Genomic DNA, 15,745 nt, shown 5'->3' on the forward strand with positions numbered 1-15,745 from the left:
GGTCGACCACCATCCGTGACGCGTAGAACGTTGCGTCCTACACTTGGCTCATGGAGCAGATCGCCGTCCGGGAGCTGAACCAGCACACCAGCCGGGTGCTGGCGCGGGTGCGCGCCGGTGAGACGGTCGAGGTGACCGATCGGGGTGAGCCGATCGCCCGCCTGGTCCCGGTGCTGGCCGGCGACGCGCTCCTCGGCCGGTTGGTGGCCGAGGGCCGGGCCACGGCCCCGACCACGACCGGTCCGGTCCCGATGCCGCCGGTGCTCGGGGATCCCACGGTGGACGCGGCGGCCGCGCTGGTCGAGGCGCGCGACGAGGAGCGCTGGTGATCTATCTCGACTCGGCAGCGGTCATCAAGATGCTGCGGCGGGAGGCGGAGACGCCGGATCTGCTCGGCTGGCTGAACGAGCGCGCCGGCACCGCTCTGGTGTCGTCGGCTCTCGTCGAGGTGGAGGTGCCACGGGCGTTGCGCCGTGCCGCTCCACAGGCGCTGGTGGGTGTCCCCTCGGTGCTGGGGCGTCTCTACCGGGTCGAGATCGACGCCACGGTCCGGGCGACAGCGGGCGCGTATCCGGAGCCGATGCTGCGCAGCCTGGACGCGGTCCACCTCGCCACCGCCGAGATCCTGGCCCGGCAGGCGGCGGCGGAGTTCGTCGCGTTCGTCACGTACGACAAGCGGCTGCTGGAGGCGGCCAAGGCGATCGGGCTGCCGGTGGCCAGTCCCGGCATGCCCTGACCGGGTGGGTCTCTCGTCACCGGGTGAGGAGTGGCGTTTCCCGCCGTCGGGCCCGCGACGTACGCTCGGGGATGTGACGGCGAACCGGGAGATCGACGACATCCTGCAACGCGGCGCGGACGGCGGGCGGATCACGCCCGAGGAGGCGCTGCTGCTCTACACCGACGCGCCCTTCCACGCGCTTGGCGAGGCGGCCGACGCGGTTCGGCGGCGCCGCTACCCGGACAACATCGTCACGTACCTGATCGATCGCAACATCAACTACACGAACGTCTGCGTGACGGCGTGCAAGTTCTGCGCGTTCTACCGGGCCCCCAGGCACAAGGAGGGCTGGACCCACCCGACCGAGGAGATCCTGCGCCGCTGCGGCGAGGCGGTCGAGCTGGGCGCCACCCAGGTCATGCTCCAGGGCGGGCACCACCCGGACTACGGCGTCGAGTACTACGAGGAGCTGTTCTCCTCGGTCAAGAAGGCGTACCCGCAGCTCGCCATCCACTCGATCGGCCCGAGCGAGATCCTGCACATGGCGAAGGTCTCCGGCGTGAGCCTGGACGAGGCCATCGCCCGGATCAAGGCCGCCGGCCTGGACTCGATCGCCGGTGCCGGTGCCGAGATGCTGCCGGACCGGCCGCGTAGGGCGATCGCGCCGCTGAAGGAGTCCGGCGCCCGCTGGCTGGAGGTCATGGAGCTGGCGCACCGGCAGGGCCTGGAGTCGACGGCCACCATGATGATGGGCACCGGCGAGACGAACGCCGAGCGCATCGAGCACCTGCGGATGATCCGCGACGTGCAGGACCGTACCGGCGGCTTCCGGGCCTTCATCCCGTGGACGTACCAGCCGGAGAACAACCACCTCAAGGGCCGCACCCAGGCGACCACGCTGGAATACCTCCGCCTGGTCGCGGTGGCCCGGCTGTTCTTCGAGACGGTGCCGCACCTTCAGGCGTCCTGGCTGACGACCGGCAAGGACGTCGGGCAGCTCGCGTTGCACATGGGCGTGGACGACCTCGGCTCGATCATGCTGGAGGAGAACGTCATCTCCTCGGCCGGCGCCCGGCACCGGTCCAACCTGCACGAGCTGATCGGCATGATCCGGTCCGCCGACCGGATCCCGGCCCAGCGGGACACGCTCTACAACCGGCTCGCGGTGCACCACACGCCCGCCGACGACCCGAGCGACGAGCGGGTGGTCTCGCACTTCTCGTCGATCGCCCTGCCCGGCGGCGGTGCCGGGAAGTCGCTGCCGCTGGTCGAGGTCAACTGACCGGGTTCGGCCGTTCGGCCGGTCGGGGACCGTCGTGCGGCCGGAGCTCCGCCCGTTTCCGGTGGAGCTTCGGCCGGGGCTCTTCACCCGCGTGATCACCGGCGGCTAGCCTGCCCGCGCGACACCACCGATCCGGGCCCCGAGCAGGCAGGTAACAGGTCGGCGGCGACCTGGTTGAGCACCGCCCAATGAGCTGGCGACGCCATTACGCTTGCGGCGTTCGTCGGACCGTCGTCCTCCATCGGCCCATGAGGGCCGTCCACATAACGCACCGCGGCAGGGGCGGGATGGGTGACCATCCCGCCCCTGCCGTCTGCCGGGGTCGATCGGAATTCCCGCCGCCGGGCGGTGGCGTGGCGACGCGTCGCTCCGGTACCGTCCGTTCGTTCGGTACCTGATCACGCGTCCCTACCCCCGGGGGAACAATGACCTTCCGCTACCGGTCCACGCTGGCCAGCGCCGGCGTGGCGGCCCTGCTCTCCACCGCCGGTCTCGGCGCGCTCGCCGGCCCGGCGCAGGCGGCCGAGAAGGCCGACGTCCAGCTCATCCCGCTCAGCTACCAGCTCGCCAAGGGCGTCAGCGAGGCCAAGGCCAAGCCGTTCAAGTTCCAGGTGAACAACACCGTCGGGACCGTCGACGCGAAGGACGTCCGGGTCACCGTCGAGACGAAGGGCCTCAAGACCGCCAAGGTCGGCGTGCTGGTCCCGAAGGGCTGCGACATCAGCGGCACCGCCTTCTCCTGCCTGTTGGGCGACCTGCCCGCCGGCACCACTGAGGACTTCGGCATCCCGCTGTTCTCCACCGGCGGCAAGGGCGCGGCGGGCACGCTCACGGTCTCGATCAGCGCGGCGAACGGCACCGGCGTGCTGGACACGGTCGACCACGACATCACCGTCACCGAGCGCGGCTACGACCTCACCACGTGGGTCCAGGACGTGTACGCCGGCGTGACCGTGGACGGCGACGACGCCGACGAGGCGGGCCTGCGCCCGGTCCGGCCGGGCGAGACCGCGCCGCTGGACTGGGTCGTGTTCAACGACGGCAGCAAGCGCGCCACCGGCATCGGCTACGGGATCACGCTGCCGGCCGGCGTCACCTTCGCCAAGCTGCCCGACGGCTGCGTCGCGCAGGACCTGGGCGGCTTCGCCAACGCGTACTGCGAGGACCTGGGCGCGGTGCTCAAGCCCGGTCAGTACTACACCGCCGACGTCCGGGTGACTGTCGGCGCGGACGTGACCGAGAAGCTGCTCCGGCCGGGCTTCGTCTGGGCCGCCGGCCTGGACGGCGCCACCGGCACGCCGGAGGAGGAGCCGCGGGCCGCCAGCTCGGCGCAGCGGCGCGCGTTCGCCGAGGCCGACGACAGTGACAACACCGCCCAGTTCGACGTCTTCGTCGACCAGAGCCCGCAGTCGACGCCGAGCCCGACGCCGACCGCCGGACCGACCTCGACTCCGACCGCCCAGCCGACCCCGACCGGTGACGCGACGGCGGTGCCGACCCCGACCGCCGGTGGTGGCGCGGGTGGCGGCACCGGCGACGGCGGCCTGCCGGTGACCGGTACGCAGGTCGGCCTGATCGGCGGCATCGGCGCGGCGGTGCTCGCGGCCGGCGCGGCGCTGATGATGCTCTCCCGCCGCCGCAAGGTGGTCCTGGTGGCCCCGGGTGCGGAGCGCACCGGCGACTGACCGGGACCGGGTACGCGACCAGGGCGGGGTGGGTGACCACCTCGCCCGGTCGCGTACCCGGGGGCAGGCGGGGGCGGCGTGGCTGGCAGAGTGGAGGGGTGAGCCGTACCCCGCAGGGCCAGCGCGCCAGCCTGGACAAGCAGCCGCACGAAGTCGCCGCGATGTTCGACGGCGTCGCCGCCCGCTACGACCTGACGAACACCGTGCTCTCGTTCGGGCAGGACCGGTCCTGGCGGCGGGCCACCCGGGCGGCGCTCGGGCTGCGGCCGGGCGAGCGGGTGCTCGACGTGGGCGCCGGCACTGGTGTGTCGACCGAGGAACTGGCCCACTCCGGGGCGTACGCGGTGGGCGCGGACCTGTCGCTGGGCATGCTGCAAGCCGGCAAGCGCACCCGGCCGTCGGTGCCGTTGCTGGCCGGGGACGCGCTGCGGCTGCCGTTCGCCGACGCCAGTTTCGACGCGGTGACCATCTCCTTCGCGCTGCGCAACGTCAACGACACCGACGCGGCGCTGGCCGAGCTGGCGCGGGTGACCCGGCCGGGCGGGCGGCTGGTGGTCTGCGAGTTCAGCACGCCGGTCAATCCGGCGTTCCGTACCGTCTACCTGTCGTACCTGATGCGGTCGTTGCCGGCGGTGGCGCGCGCGGTGTCGAGCAACCCGGACGCCTACGTCTATCTGGCGGAGTCGATCCGGGCCTGGCCGGACCAGGCGGCGCTGGCCGCGCGGATCGGCGCGGCCGGCTGGGGCCGGGTGGCCTGGCGCAACCTGACCGGCGGCGTCGTGGCGCTGCACCGGGCCGTCCGAAACTGACCGTCCGGTCAGCGGTATCTGGTCATTTCGTGAATATCCGGTTTCGGTCTACTTTGCCCCGTAGGCTCGCCTCCATGACCGGACCAGACCAGGCCGCCACCGACGACGACGCCGCCGAGCTGATCGCGCAGCTCCGCGAGCTGGCCGGCGCGGATCCCGCCGACGTCCGGCAGGTCGTCGCCGAGGTGCTCGCCGCGCTGGACCGGGCCGCGGGTGGGGCGTTGCGCGACCATCTGCCCGAAACCATCCGGCTCGACGCCGGACTCGGACCGGCCGCGCAGGCGCGCCCCTGACCGGTCTCGACGCCCCTACCGGCGCGTTTCCGCGAAGTTAGGCCCCCCTCAGCGCGTACTGGTGTAACGCCGGTCATAGACTCCAACCGGATCGGCTTGTGAAGCATTTCACGAGCATGCGGGAGGAGGCGCGGATGACCGCGGTGGAGAACGACGCCGACGTCATCGTCGTGGGCGCCGGTCCCGGAGGATCGGCCACGGCGTACCACCTGGCGCGGCACGGCGTACGCGTGCTGCTGCTGGAGAAGACTGAATTTCCCCGGGAGAAGGTCTGCGGTGACGGGCTCACGCCCCGGGCCGTGCGGCAGCTGATCCGGATGGGCGTCGTCGGCGGGAGCGCAGCGACCGGCGACAGTGCCGGCGCTGCCGCCGCCGAGGACGGCTGGCAGGTCAATCGGGGCCTGCGGGTGATCGGCGGCGGAGTACGCCTGGAACTGGACTGGCCCGACCTGGCCAGCTTCCCCAACTACGGCCTGGTGCGGACCCGGCTCGACTTCGACGACCTGCTCGTCCAGCGGGCGGTCGCCGCCGGGGCGAAGTTGCGCACCAGCGTCAACGTCCTCGGGCCGGTGCTCGGCGTCGACGACCGGGTCGTCGGCGTGCAGGCCGAGGTCGGCCCGGACAGGGAACCCGCCACGTTCCACGCGCCGCTCGTGGTCGCCGCCGACGGTGTCTCCGGCCGCTTCCCGCTCGCCCTCGGGCTGGCCAAGCGGGAGGACCGCCCGATCGGCGTGGCCGTCCGCCGCTACTACCGCTCGCCCGCCAAGCACGACGACGACTACCTGGAGTCCTGGCTGGAGCTGCGGGCCAAGGGCAGCGACGCGCTGCTGCCCGGGTACGGCTGGATCTTCGGCCTCGGCGACGGCCGGGTGAACGTCGGGCTGGGCGTGCTGAACTCCTCCTCGGCGTTCGGCAAGACGAACTACCGCAAGCTGCTCACCGACTGGCTCGCGAACACCCCCGAGGACTGGGGGATGACCGACGAGTCCAACGCGGAGGGTCCGATCCTCGGCGCCGCGCTGCCGATGGGCTTCAACCGGGTACCGCACTACACCCGCGGCGTGCTGCTCGTCGGCGACTCCGGCGGCATGGTCAACCCGTTCAACGGCGAGGGCATCGCGTACGCGATGGAGTCGGGCGAGATGGCCGCGGAGGTCGTGGTGCAGGCACTCGCCCGCCCGGCCGGCGCGGAGCGGGAGCGGGCGCTGATGGCGTACCCGCAGGAGCTGAAGGCCCGCTTCGGCGGCTACTACCGGCTCGGCGGCGTCTTCGTGAAGCTCATCGGCCGCCCCGAGATCATGCGGATGGCGACCAAGCACGGCATGCCGCACCCGATGCTCATGCGGTTCGTGCTCAAGCTGCTGGCCAACCTGACCGACCCGCGCGGCGGGGACGCGATGGACCGGGTCATCAACGCGATGACGAAGGTGGCCCCGGCCGTGTAGGAGACGACGGCCCGAGGCCGGACGCCCACGGGCCGGACAGAGATCGACCCCGCCGACCGAGGTCGTGAGGGACGTGAATAGTGTGATTTTGGCCAACCACCGAGGTCAGGGAAGGACGAGCAGGGGACAACGATGACGCTCTCTCCTTACGCACCCATCATCGGGCTGTTCGCCCTCGCTGCGGCGTTCGCGCTGTTCTCCGTGGCCGCTGCCCGACTCGCCGGTCCGCGGCGTCTGAACAAGGCCAAGCTCGAGGCGTACGAGTGTGGCATCGAGCCGAGCCCGCAGCCGGTCGGCGGCGGCCGGTTCCCGATCAAGTTCTACCTGACGGCGATGCTCTTCATCGTCTTCGACATCGAGATCATCTTCCTCTACCCCTGGGCGGTCTCCTTCGACGCTCTGCCGATCTTCGGCTTCGTGGAGATGGTCCTGTTCATCGTCGCGGTCTTCGTCGCATACGCCTACGTCTGGCGGCGCGGCGGCCTGGACTGGGACTGAGGAGGTAGCAGATGGGCATCGAGGAGAAACTCCCCTCCGGCGTCCTGCTCACCAGCGTCGAGAAGCTGGTCAACTGGACCCGGAAGACCTCGGTCTGGGGCGCCACGTTCGGTCTGGCCTGCTGCGCCATCGAGATGATGGCGGCGGGTGGCCCGCACTACGACATGGGCCGCTGGGGCATGGAGGTCTTCCGCGCCTCGCCCCGCCAGGCGGACCTGATGATCGTGGCCGGCCGGGTGAGCCAGAAGATGGCCCCGGTCCTGCGCCAGATCTACGACCAGATGGCCGAGCCCCGCTGGGTCATCTCGATGGGCGTCTGCGCCAGCAGCGGCGGCATGTTCAACAACTACGCCATCGTGCAGGGCGTCGACCACGTGGTCCCGGTCGACATGTACCTCCCCGGCTGCCCGCCCCGGCCGGAGATGCTCATCGACGCGGTGCTCAAGCTGCGCGAGAAGATCATGCACGAGCCGCTGGGCCCGAACGGCCGCAAGATGCTGGAGGCCCGCCAGGCGCGCGGTGACGTGCCGGTGGTGCCGTACGGCTCGATGCCGTCGTCGTACCGCAGCGACAAGGCCCGGCGTGCCGAGTGGACGAAGGCGGTCCGCGAGGGGCGCGAGGAGCAGCTGCGGATCGAGAACTGGATGAAGGCGCAGAACCACCTCCAGGCGTCGCATAGGGGCCCGAAATGACCACTCCGAACGACAAGACCAACGACGGCGGGGTGCCGGTACCCACCACCCCGGCCGGCGCCAGCTCGACCGCCCCGGCGGAGTACCCGCCGGCCAGCCCGGCCGGCCGGGGCATGTTCGGCAACCAGGGCACCGGTGACGTCTCCGGCTACGGCGGCCTGGTCCGCCCGCGAAAGCCGATCGAGGAGGCGGCCCGGCCGTACGGGAGCTACTTCGACGAGGTGCGGGACGCGCTGGAGGAGGCGTACCCGGACTTCGGCGACGCGATCGAGAAGGTCGTGGTCGACCGGGGCGAGCTGACCCTGCACGTCCGCCCGGAGCGGATCGCCGAGGTCTGCCAGGTGATGCGCGACGACCTCGCGCTGCGCTTCGAGCTGCTCTCCTCGCTGTCCGGCGTGGACTACCTGGGTGCGGAGCGCCGCCTGCACGTGGTCTACCAGCTCACCTCGATGACCTACCGGCGCATGGTCCGGCTGGAGGTGGCGGTCTCCGCCGAACAGCCGCACGTCCCGAGCGTCACCGCCGTCTACCCGACCGCCGACTGGCAGGAGCGGGAGGCGTACGACATGTTCGGCGTCGTCTTCGACGGCCACCCCGCCCTGACCCGGATCCTCATGCCGGACGACTGGGAGGGGTACCCGCAGCGCAAGGACTACCCGCTGGGCGGCGTCCCCGTCGAGTACAAGGGTGCGGAGATCCCCCCGCCGGACCGTAGGAGGTCCTACCAATGACCACGTCGAACTACGCGACCGAGCGCGAGACGACCGAGGGCAAGGTCTTCACCGTCACCGGTGGGGACTGGGACGAGGTCGTCTCCGGCACGGACCCGATCAACGACGAGCGGATCGTCGTCAACATGGGTCCGCAGCACCCGTCCACCCACGGCGTGCTGCGGCTGGTCCTGGAGCTGGAGGGCGAGACGGTCCGCGAGGCCCGCTCGGTCGTCGGCTACCTGCACACCGGCATCGAGAAGAACCTGGAGTACCGCAACTGGGTCCAGGGCTCGACGTTCGTGACCCGGATGGACTACCTCTCGCCGCTGTTCAACGAGACGGCGTACGCGCTCGCGGTGGAGAAGCTGCTCGGGATCACCGACGACATCACCGAGCGGGCCACCACCATCCGTGTGCTGATGATGGAGCTCAACCGCGTCTCGTCGCACCTGGTCTGGCTGGCGACCACCGCCATGGAGCTGGGCGCGATCAACATGATGTTGTACGGCTTCCGCGAGCGGGAGTACGTCCTCGACATCTTCGAGACCATCACCGGCCTGCGGATGAACCACGCGTACGTGCGGCCGGGCGGCGTGGCGCAGGACGTGCCGGACGACGCGATCCGCAAGATCCGTGACTTCCTCACGCTGATGCCGAAGCGGCTCAAGGAGTACGAGAACCTGCTGTCCGGCCAGCCGATCTGGCTGGAGCGTACGCAGCACGTGGCGGTGCTCGACGTGACCGCCTGCATGGCGCTCGGCGTCACCGGCCCGGTGCTGCGGTCCGCGGGCCTCGCCTGGGACCTGCGCAAGACCATGCCGTACTGCGGGTACGAGACGTACGAGTTCGACGTGCCGACCCACACCGACGGTGACGTGTGGGGCCGCTACCTGGTCCGGGTGGCGGAGATCCGCGAGTCGCTGAAGCTGATCGAGCAGGCGCTGGACCGCCTGAAGCCCGGCCCGGTGATGGTGTCCGACAAGAAGATCGCCTGGCCGGCGCAGCTGGCCATCGGCGTGGACGGCATGGGCAACTCGCTGGAGCACGTCGCGAAGATCATGGGTCAGTCGATGGAGTCGCTGATCCACCACTTCAAGCTCGTCACCGAGGGTTTCCGGGTTCCGCCGGGCCAGGTGTACGTCGGCATCGAGTCGCCCCGTGGCGAGCTGGGCGTGCACGCGGTGTCCGACGGCGGCACCCGGCCCTACCGGGTGCACTACCGGGAGCCGAGCTTCGTCAACCTCCAGGCCCTCCCGGCGATGGCCGAGGGCGGCCTGATCGCCGACGTGATCGCCGGCGGCGCCTCGCTGGACCCCGTGATGGGTGGTTGTGACCGATGAGCTTTTCCGAAACGACTCGCGCCCGGGCCCGGGAGATCATCGCCCGGTACCCGGCGGACCGGTCCCGCTCGGCGCTGCTGCCGCTGCTGCACCTGGTCCAGTCCGAGGAGGGCTACGTGTCCCCGGCCGGCGTCGAGTTCTGCGCCGAGGTGCTCGGGCTCAACAAGGCCCAGGTCGGCGCCGTCGCCACCTTCTACACCATGTACAAGCGCAAGCCCACCGGTGACTACCTGGTGAGCGTCTGCACAAACACCATGTGCGACGTGCTCGGCGGGCAGAAGGTCTACGACACCCTCGCCGAGCACCTCGGCGTGGGGCACGAGGAGACCACCGCCGACGGGAGGATCACCCTGGAGCACGCCGAGTGCCTGGCGGCGTGCGACTACGGCCCGGTGATGACAGTCAACTACGACTTCTTCGACAACGTGGAGCCGCAGGCCGCGCTCGACGTGGTCGAGGAGCTGCGCGCCGGCGGCCGGCCGATGCCGACCCGCGGGGCGCGGCTGTGCACGCTCAAGGAGATGGCGGTCCAGCTCGCCGGTTTCGCCGACGAGCGCGACGGCGCGGTGGCCGACGGCGGGCCGGGCGAGCCGAGCCTGCGCGGCCTGCGCCTGGCCGAGCAGCACGGCGTCTCGGTGCCGGGCTTCGACCCGAAGACCCCGATCCGCAGCAAGGCCGAGGCCGACCGGGACGCCGCCGAGGCGAAGGCGAAGGCCGAGGCCACGAAGCCGGCCCCCGCGCCCGAGCCGGCCAAGACCGCCGAGCCGGCCAAGACCGCCGAGCCGGCCAAGACCGCCGAGCCGGCCAAGACCGCCGAGCAGGCCAAGCCGGAGGCGGCCACGGGCAGCACCGCGCCGGACGTGAAGGCACCGGACGACAAGTCGCCGCAGGTGCGTACCGCGGAGACCCGGCAGCCGGACGCGAGCACCCCGGTGCCGGACGCGCCCGGCACCAAGGTCCCGGTGGACGGCCCGGCCCCGGCGTCCCGCGACGCGCGGGCGGCGGAGGCGGCCGGCGTGGCGGCGAACCCGCCGGCCGGCGACGGCAAGCCCGCCGGCGACGCGGCCGGCGCGCAGGAGCGCAACCTCAAGGAAGCGGAGTCCGGTACGGGCGCGGACGGCGCCGACCCGGCGGACGCGAACGGATCGGGGGTCCGGAAGTGACCACTCCTCGGCCGGAGACGCTGGCCAAGCTCACGCCGGTGCTGACCAAGCGCTGGCTGTCGCCGGACGCGTGGCGGCTCGGCACCTACGAGAAGCTGGACGGCTACGCCGCCCTGCGTAAGGCGCTCAAGGCGCACCCGGACGACCTGATCCAGCTGATCAAGGACTCCGGACTGCGCGGCCGGGGCGGCGCGGGCTTCCCGACCGGTCTCAAGTGGGGCTTCATCCCGCAGGGCGACGGGAAGCCGCATTATCTCGTGGTGAACGCCGACGAGGGCGAGCCGGGCACCTGCAAGGACCTGCCGCTGATGACCCACGACCCGCACTCGCTGGTCGAGGGCGTCATCATCGCCTCGTACGCGATCCGGGCCAACCGGGCGTACATCTACATCCGCGGCGAGGCGGTGCACGCCGCCCGGCGGCTGCGCAGCGCGGTCGCCGAGGCGTACGCCAAGGGTTATCTCGGCCGGAACGTCCTCGGCTCGGGATTCGACCTGGAGCTGGTGGTGCACTCAGGCGCCGGGGCGTACATCTGCGGTGAGGAGACCGCGCTGCTGGACTCGCTGGAGGGTTTCCGGGGTCAGCCCCGGCTGCGCCCCCCGTTCCCGGCGACCCACGGCCTGTACGCCAGCCCGACCGTGGTCAACAACGTCGGCACCATCGCCAGCGTGCCGTACATCGTGCTCGGTGGCGCGGACTGGTGGAAGACGATGGGCACGGAGAAGTCGTCCGGACCGATGATCTACTCGCTGTCCGGCCGGATCGCCGACCCCGGCCAGTACGAGTGCTCGATGGGCATCACGTTGCGCGAGCTGATCGAGCTGGCCGGCGGCATGAAGCCCGGGCACAACCTGAAGTTCTGGACCCCGGGTGGCTCGTCGACGCCGCTGCTGACCGCCGAGCACCTGGACGTGCCGCTGGACTTCGAGGGGGTGGCGGGGGCCGGCTCGATCCTGGGCACCACCGCCACGCAGATCTTCTCCGACCAGGACTGCCCGGTGTACGCGACCTACCGGTGGCTGGAGTTCTACCACCACGAGTCGTGCGGCAAGTGCACCCCGTGCCGGGAGGGCAACTACTGGATGGTCCGGGTCTACCGGCGCATCCTGTCCGGCCAGGGCACCCACGAGGACCTGGACACCCTGCTCGACACCTGCGACAACATCCTCGGCCGCTCGTTCTGCGGTCTGGGTGACGGCGCGACCAGCTCGGTGACCTCGTCGCTGAAGTACTTCAAGCAGGACTACCTCGACTACATCGAGGGACGTACCGCGCCGAAGCTGTCGGACAAGCAGCTGGTGGGAGCCCACTAATGACCGACGTAGCCAAGCAGACCGAGACCGTCACGCTGACCATCGACGGCGTCGAGGTCACCGCGCCCAAGGGCGCGCTGCTGATCCGCGTCGCCGAGCAGCTCGGCACCGAGATCCCGCGCTTCTGCGACCACCCGCTGCTGGCCCCGGCCGGCGCCTGCCGGCAGTGCCTGGTGGAGGTGGAGGGCCAGCGCAAGCCGGTCGCCTCCTGCACCCAGACCGTCGCCGACGGCATGGTGGTGCGCACGCAGCTCACCTCCCCGGTCGCCAAGAAGGCCCAGGAGGGGGTGATGGAGCTGCTGCTCCTCAACCACCCCCTGGACTGCCCGATGTGTGACAAGGGCGGCGAGTGCCCGCTGCAGAACCAGGCGATGTCCACCGGCCGGACGGACTCGCGGTTCCACGAGCACAAGCGGGAGTACCCGAAGCCGCTGCCGATCAGCACCCAGGTGCTGCTCGACCGCGAGCGTTGCGTGCTCTGCCAGCGGTGCACCCGGTTCTCCGAGGAGATCGCCGGGGACAAGTTCATCGACCTGATGGGACGCTCCTCGCACGAGGAGATCAACATCTACCGGGACGACGCGTACGGCGAGGAGGGCGACGAGGGGGACGTCCCGTTCAACTCGTACTTCTCCGGCAACACCGTGCAGATCTGCCCGGTGGGCGCGCTCACCGGCGCGCAGTACCGGTTCCGGGCCCGCCCGTTCGACCTGGTCTCCACGCCCAGCGTCTGCGAGCACTGCTCCGCCGGCTGCGCGCAGCGCACCGACTGGCGGCGCGGCAAGGTGCTGCGCCGGCTGGCCGGCGACGACCCGGCGGTGAACGAGGAGTGGAACTGCGACAAGGGCCGCTGGGGCTTCCAGTACACCCGCGCGTTCGACCGGATCAGCACCCCGATGGTGCGCGACGAGAAGACCGGTGACCTGCGCGAGGCGTCCTGGAGCGAGGCGCTGACCCGGGCCGCCGAGGGGCTGCGCGCGGCCCGCGACGGCGCGACCGGCACGGCGGTGCTGACCGGCGGCCGGCTCACCGTCGAGGACGCCTACGCGTACGCGAAGTTCGCCCGGGTCGCGCTGCACACCAACGACATCGACTTCCGGGCCCGCCCGGTCTCCCGCGAGGAGGCCGACTTCCTGGCCAGCAGCGTCGCCGGGGTCACCGACGTGACCTACACGGACGTGGAGAACGCGCCCGCCGTGGTGCTGGTCGGCCTGGAGCCGGAGGAGGAGTGCCCGATCCTCTTCCTGCGGCTGCGCAAGGCGTACCTGAAGAAGAAGCTCACCGTGTACGCGCTCGCGCCGTTCGCCACCCGCGGCCTGGAGAAGCTCGGGGCGAAGCTGGCCCGGGTGGTGCCCGGCGAGGAGGCCGGCGTGCTGGCCGAGCACGCCACGGTGGCCGAGGCGCTGGGCCGGCCCGGCGCGATCCTGATCGTCGGCGAGCGCCTGGCCGAGGTGCCGGGCGGGCTGTCGGCGGCGGCGGACGTCGCCCGGCGTACCGGTGCCCGGCTGGTCTGGGTGCCGCGGCGCGCGGGTGACCGTGGCGCTGTCGACGCGGGCTGCCTGCCGAACCTGCTCCCCGGCGGCCGGGTCGTCACCGAGCCGGCCGCGCGCGCGGAGCTGGGCGAGGCGTGGGACATCCCGGCCGGGGTGATCCCGAGCCAGGCCGGCCGCGACACCGACGGAATCCTCACCGCCGCCGCGAACGGCCGGCTCGGCGCCCTGGTGGTGGCCGGCGTCGACCCGGCCGACCTGGCCGACCCGCGCCTGGCCGAGGCGGCCCTCGACGCGGTGCCGTTCCTGGTCAGCCTGGAACTGCGGATGAGCGCGGTGTCCCGCCGCGCCGACGTGGTCCTGCCGGTCGCGCCGGTGGTCGAGAAGTCCGGCAGCTTCCTGGACTGGGAGGGCCGGCTGCGCACGTTCGAGAAGGTGCTGGACACCGGCGCGATGACCGACGCCCGGATCCTCGACGCGATCGCCGCGCAGCTCGACGTGCGGCTCGGCACCGGCGACGTGCCGGCCGTCCGCCGCGAGCTGGGCGCGCTGCCGCGTACCCGGGTCGAGCGCCCGTCGGCCCCCTCGGTCGAGCCGGCCGCCGTGCGGCAGCCCGGACCGGGCGAGGCAGTGCTCGCCACCTGGCACCAGCTGATCGACCTGGGCAGCCTCACCGACGGCGACGAGCACCTCGCCGGCACCGCCCGCCCGCCGGTGGTCCGGCTCGGCAAGGGCACCGCCGAAGCGGTGGGCGTCGCCGACGGTGACCCGGTCACGGTGGGCACCGACCGCGGCGCGATCACGCTGCCGGCGGCGATCACCGAGATGCCCGACGGCGTCGTCTGGCTGCCGACCAACTCACCCGGCTCCACCGTGCGGCGCGGCCTCGGCGCGACGTCCGGCGACGTGGTGAGCGTCTCCGCAGTCGGGAACGAAAGGTGGGTGCAGTGAATCCCGTCATCCTCGCGGCGCAGGACCCGACGCTTGCCGACTTCGGCAAGGACCCGTGGTGGCTGGTCCTCGGCAAGATCCTGTTCGCGTTCGTCGTCGCCGTGGCGGCCACGCTGCTCGGCGTCTGGTTCGAACGCCGGGTCGTGGGCCGCATGGCGGTGCGGCCCGGCCCCAACCAGGCCGGCCCGTTCGGTCTGCTCCAGACGCTCGCCGACGGCGTGAAGCTGGCCTTCAAGGAGGACATCCTCCCGCGCAAGGCCGACAAGGTCGTCTACTTCTTCGCTCCGGTGATCTCCGTGGTCTGCGCGGTCACCGCGCTGTCGGTGATCCCGTTCGGGCCGATGGTGAGCATCTTCGGGCACCGCACGCCGCTCCAGGTCACCGACGTGTCGGTGGCGGTGCTGGTGGTGTTGGCCTTCTCCTCGCTCGCCGTGTACGGCATCGTGCTCGGCGGCTGGGCCAGCGGCTCCACCTACCCGCTGCTCGGCGGTCTGCGCTCGGCGGCCCAGCTGGTCTCGTACGAGGTCACCATGGGCCTGAGCGTGGTCGCTGTCTTCATGACCGCGGGCACCATGTCGACGAGTGGGATCGTCGCCCAGCAGGGCGACGGCACGCGGCTGAGCATCGGCGGCTTCGACCTCGCCGCGCCCGGCTGGTACGCGATCCTGCTGCTGCCCAGCTTCATCATGTTCTTCATCGCCATCGTCGGTGAGACGAACCGGGCGCCGTTCGACCTGCCCGAGGCGGAGTCGGAGCTGGTGGCCGGCTTCCAGACCGAGTACAGCTCGCTGAAGTTCGCGCTGTTCATGCTCAGCGAGTACGTCGCGATGGTGACCATGTCGGCGTTCACCGTGACGCTGTTCCTTGGCGGCTGGCACGCCCCGTGGCCGATCACGATCTGGTCGGGCGCCAACGAGGGCTGGTGGCCGATGCTGTGGTTCTTCGGCAAGGTCATCATGCTCGTGTTCGTCTTCGTCTGGCTGCGCGGCACGCTGCCCCGGCTCCGGTACGACCAGTTCATGCGGTTCGGCTGGAAGGTGCTGCTGCCGCTGAACCTGGTCTGGATCATGGTGCTCGCCGGGCTGCGCTCGATCGAGGACTGGCAGGCCCGGGACCGATTGCTCGTCACCGCCGTCGGCGCGGGCGTGCTGCTGCTGGCCACGCTGTTCTGGCCGGCGCGGAAGAAGGAGCCGAAGCCGTCGCTGCAGGAGCAGGCGGACACCCGGCCGTACGGCAGCTTCCCGCTGCCGCCGATGGATCTTCAGGTTCCGCCGAGCCCGCGTACGAAGCGCGTGCTCGCCGAGCGGGAGCCGGCCAACGTCGTCGCCGGCCCGGACTCCAGGGAGGTGTGAC

15 protein-coding genes are annotated in these 15,745 nt (G+C 71.5%); all 15 read left to right on the plus strand.

The window, feature by feature from the left end; all coding sequences use genetic code 11:
- Window positions 1-50 precede the first annotated feature (50 nt).
- The 15 genes from GA0070215_RS15035 to nuoH all read left to right on the plus strand — a co-directional run bounded on the left by GA0070215_RS15035 (window position 51) and on the right by nuoH (window position 15,744).
- Window positions 51-329, plus strand: a complete 279-nt coding sequence (locus tag GA0070215_RS15035) for a type II toxin-antitoxin system Phd/YefM family antitoxin (RefSeq protein ID WP_013283593.1) — start codon at window positions 51-53, stop codon at window positions 327-329.
- Window positions 326-736 (plus strand): type II toxin-antitoxin system VapC family toxin, encoded by a 411-nt coding sequence (locus GA0070215_RS15040; protein WP_018787815.1) that lies wholly within the window; start codon window positions 326-328, stop codon window positions 734-736. Before GA0070215_RS15035 ends, GA0070215_RS15040 begins: the two co-directional genes overlap by 4 nt.
- A gap of 73 nt (window positions 737-809) precedes the next feature.
- On the plus strand, window positions 810-2,000 hold the full coding sequence (gene mqnC / locus GA0070215_RS15045) for a cyclic dehypoxanthinyl futalosine synthase (protein WP_091046497.1): 1,191 nt from the start codon (window positions 810-812) through the stop codon (window positions 1,998-2,000).
- Window positions 2,001-2,425: 425 nt separating this feature from the next.
- Window positions 2,426-3,685, plus strand: a complete 1,260-nt coding sequence (locus GA0070215_RS15050; RefSeq protein ID WP_091046503.1) for a cell wall anchor protein — start codon at window positions 2,426-2,428, stop codon at window positions 3,683-3,685.
- Between the two features lie 98 nt (window positions 3,686-3,783).
- Window positions 3,784-4,494, plus strand: a complete 711-nt coding sequence (locus tag GA0070215_RS15055) for a demethylmenaquinone methyltransferase (RefSeq protein WP_091046507.1) — start codon at window positions 3,784-3,786, stop codon at window positions 4,492-4,494.
- Between the two features lie 74 nt (window positions 4,495-4,568).
- Window positions 4,569-4,787 (plus strand): hypothetical protein, encoded by a 219-nt coding sequence (locus tag GA0070215_RS15060; protein WP_018787811.1) that lies wholly within the window; start codon window positions 4,569-4,571, stop codon window positions 4,785-4,787.
- Window positions 4,788-4,921: 134 nt separating this feature from the next.
- On the plus strand, window positions 4,922-6,232 hold the full coding sequence (locus GA0070215_RS15065) for a geranylgeranyl reductase family protein (protein WP_026268460.1): 1,311 nt from the start codon (window positions 4,922-4,924) through the stop codon (window positions 6,230-6,232).
- Between the two features lie 132 nt (window positions 6,233-6,364).
- Window positions 6,365-6,730 (plus strand): NADH-quinone oxidoreductase subunit A, encoded by a 366-nt coding sequence (locus GA0070215_RS15070; protein ID WP_013283601.1) that lies wholly within the window; start codon window positions 6,365-6,367, stop codon window positions 6,728-6,730.
- 11 nt (window positions 6,731-6,741) lie between these two features.
- On the plus strand, window positions 6,742-7,422 hold the full coding sequence (locus tag GA0070215_RS15075) for a NuoB/complex I 20 kDa subunit family protein (protein WP_013283602.1): 681 nt from the start codon (window positions 6,742-6,744) through the stop codon (window positions 7,420-7,422).
- Window positions 7,419-8,153 (plus strand): NADH-quinone oxidoreductase subunit C, encoded by a 735-nt coding sequence (locus GA0070215_RS15080; RefSeq protein WP_018787809.1) that lies wholly within the window; start codon window positions 7,419-7,421, stop codon window positions 8,151-8,153. Before GA0070215_RS15075 ends, GA0070215_RS15080 begins: the two co-directional genes overlap by 4 nt.
- On the plus strand, window positions 8,150-9,475 hold the full coding sequence (locus tag GA0070215_RS15085) for an NADH-quinone oxidoreductase subunit D (RefSeq protein ID WP_018787808.1): 1,326 nt from the start codon (window positions 8,150-8,152) through the stop codon (window positions 9,473-9,475). The genes GA0070215_RS15080 and GA0070215_RS15085 overlap by 4 nt, the downstream gene beginning before the upstream one ends.
- The gene (nuoE, locus tag GA0070215_RS15090) at window positions 9,472-10,638 is read left to right on the plus strand and encodes an NADH-quinone oxidoreductase subunit NuoE (RefSeq protein WP_091046509.1); all 1,167 of its coding nucleotides are present in this window, start codon (window positions 9,472-9,474) and stop codon (window positions 10,636-10,638) included. The genes GA0070215_RS15085 and nuoE overlap by 4 nt, the downstream gene beginning before the upstream one ends.
- Complete coding sequence (gene nuoF / locus GA0070215_RS15095; RefSeq protein ID WP_018787806.1) at window positions 10,635-11,951, plus strand: NADH-quinone oxidoreductase subunit NuoF; 1,317 nt, start codon at window positions 10,635-10,637, stop codon at window positions 11,949-11,951. The genes nuoE and nuoF overlap by 4 nt, the downstream gene beginning before the upstream one ends.
- The gene (locus GA0070215_RS15100; protein ID WP_091046513.1) at window positions 11,951-14,392 is read left to right on the plus strand and encodes an NADH-quinone oxidoreductase subunit G; all 2,442 of its coding nucleotides are present in this window, start codon (window positions 11,951-11,953) and stop codon (window positions 14,390-14,392) included. Before nuoF ends, GA0070215_RS15100 begins: the two co-directional genes overlap by 1 nt.
- Window positions 14,389-15,744: an NADH-quinone oxidoreductase subunit NuoH gene (nuoH, locus tag GA0070215_RS15105; protein WP_018787804.1), complete on the plus strand. Its 1,356-nt coding sequence runs from the start codon at window positions 14,389-14,391 to the stop codon at window positions 15,742-15,744. The genes GA0070215_RS15100 and nuoH overlap by 4 nt, the downstream gene beginning before the upstream one ends.
- Window position 15,745: the final 1 nt, after the last annotated feature.

It is taken from the genome of Micromonospora marina (assembly GCF_900091565.1).
Lineage (GTDB): Bacteria > Actinomycetota > Actinomycetes > Mycobacteriales > Micromonosporaceae > Micromonospora > Micromonospora marina.